Raw genomic sequence first — 1,651 nt, 5'->3', positions numbered from 1 at the left:
GGCCGAGGCCGTGTAAAAACGCGCGTGATCACCTAGACTGAACCAACGCGTTAGCGCGAGAGGCGAGGATGGGGCGATTTGTCGAAGGTGCGGACCGCAATCAAACAACGCTGCTACCGGAATGTCTTGATGACTTCATCGCCGACGATAACCCGATAAGGATCGTCGACGCGTTTGTAGACGAACTCGACCTGGCTGCTCTGGGATTTGAAGGGGCTACGCCAGCGAGCACAGGGCGTCCGTCCTATCACCCTGCGGTATTGCTTAAACTCTACATCTATGGCTATCTCAACCGCGTGCAGTCGAGCCGTCGTCTCGAGCGCGAGTGCCAGCGCAATGTCGAGCTAATGTGGCTGACCGGGCGTTTGGCGCCCGACTTCAAGACAATAGCGGAGTTCAGGCGAGGCAACGGCGAAGGCATCCGCAACGTATGCCGGCGCTTCGTGACTATATGCCGCGAGTTGAAGCTCTTTGCGCAGGCGGCTGTGGCCATTGACGGTAGCAAGTTCAAGGCTGTGAATAGCCGGGACCAGAACTTCACGCCTAACAAGATTGCGAGGCGACAGGAGCAGATCGAACAAAGCATCCAGCGCTACCTGGACGCGCTGGAGACAGCGGATCGTACGCAGCCAGTCGAGGTAGAAGCGAAGACCGAACGTCTGCAGGAGAAGATCGACAGATTGCGTGAACAGATGCGCGATCTGGATCACGCGGCAAAGCTACTGAACGATCTGCCGGAGAAGCAGATCTCGCTAACCGATCCCGACTCGCGCTCGATGCTCTCGCAGGCCAAGGGCACGGGCGTAGTTGGCTATAACGTCCAGATAGCCGTCGATACCCGTCATCACCTCATCGTGTCTCACGAGGTCACGAACGTCGGCAACGACAGAACACAGTTGAGCCCGATGGCGAAAGCCGCGCGCGATGCCATGGGACGAAAGACGCTCAGGGTACTTGCCGATCGGGGATACTTCAGCGCCCCTGAAATCAAGGCCTGTGACGATGCCGGCATCGCTGCACTGGTGCCCAAATCACAGACGTCTGGTGCCAAGGCTGACGGTCGGTTTGATCGAGCAGACTTCATCTATATCGCTGCCGATGATCAGTATCGGTGTCCGGCGGGACAGCGGGCGATTTACCGGTTCAGCTCCGTTGAGCGTGACAACCCGATGAAATTGCGCACCTACTGGAGCAGTGCGTGTCCACGCTGTCCGATCAAAAGCCAGTGCACACCGTCGGACTACCGGCGAATCCGTCGATGGGAGCACGAGGAAGTACTTGAGGCAATGCAACGCCGGCTCGATCATCAGCTTGATGCGATGACAATCCGACGCCGCACGGTCGAGCATGTGTTCGGCACCCTCAAGCACTGGATGGGTTCAACACACTTCCAGACTCGAGGGCTTGGTCGCGTCGCTGCCGAAATGAGCTTGCACGTGCTGGCGTACAACATCAAGCGGGTCATTGGGATTCTGGGATTCGGGAAGGCAATGCAGGCGATGAAGATGGCAAGTGCCTGACCTGACTTGCATGCTTTGTTCTTTGCCGCGGCAAAATCGGATCTGGCTTGCGAACTCATGCGCCACACGAGCCCGCCCGTGCGGGGACGTTACTGGCCGGCTGGCCGCCGCGTTTTTACACGGCCTCGGCC

At 58.5% G+C, this 1,651-nt stretch carries 1 protein-coding gene; it reads left to right on the top strand.

Annotated elements, in window-relative coordinates; genetic code table 11:
- Positions 1 to 68: 68 nt before the first annotated feature.
- Positions 69 to 1,520 carry an IS1182 family transposase gene (locus tag HV675_RS32050; protein ID WP_175115468.1) on the top strand — a complete coding sequence of 484 codons (1,452 nt, stop codon included), beginning with the start codon at positions 69 to 71 and terminating at the stop codon, positions 1,518 to 1,520.
- The last annotated feature ends 131 nt before the right edge of the window (positions 1,521 to 1,651 follow it).

Origin of the sequence: Paraburkholderia solisilvae, from assembly GCF_902859875.1 — a bacterium.
GTDB lineage: Bacteria > Pseudomonadota > Gammaproteobacteria > Burkholderiales > Burkholderiaceae > Paraburkholderia > Paraburkholderia solisilvae.
The sequence above is the reverse complement of the archived record's forward strand: the minus strand, read 5'-3'. Positions and strand labels throughout refer to the sequence as shown.

Bases quoted from the DNA above. Each gene is read 5' to 3' on its own strand.
- HV675_RS32050 (WP_175115468.1), top strand. From the start codon at position 69: ATGGGGCGATTTGTCGAAGGTGCGGACCGCAATCAAACAACGCTGCTA.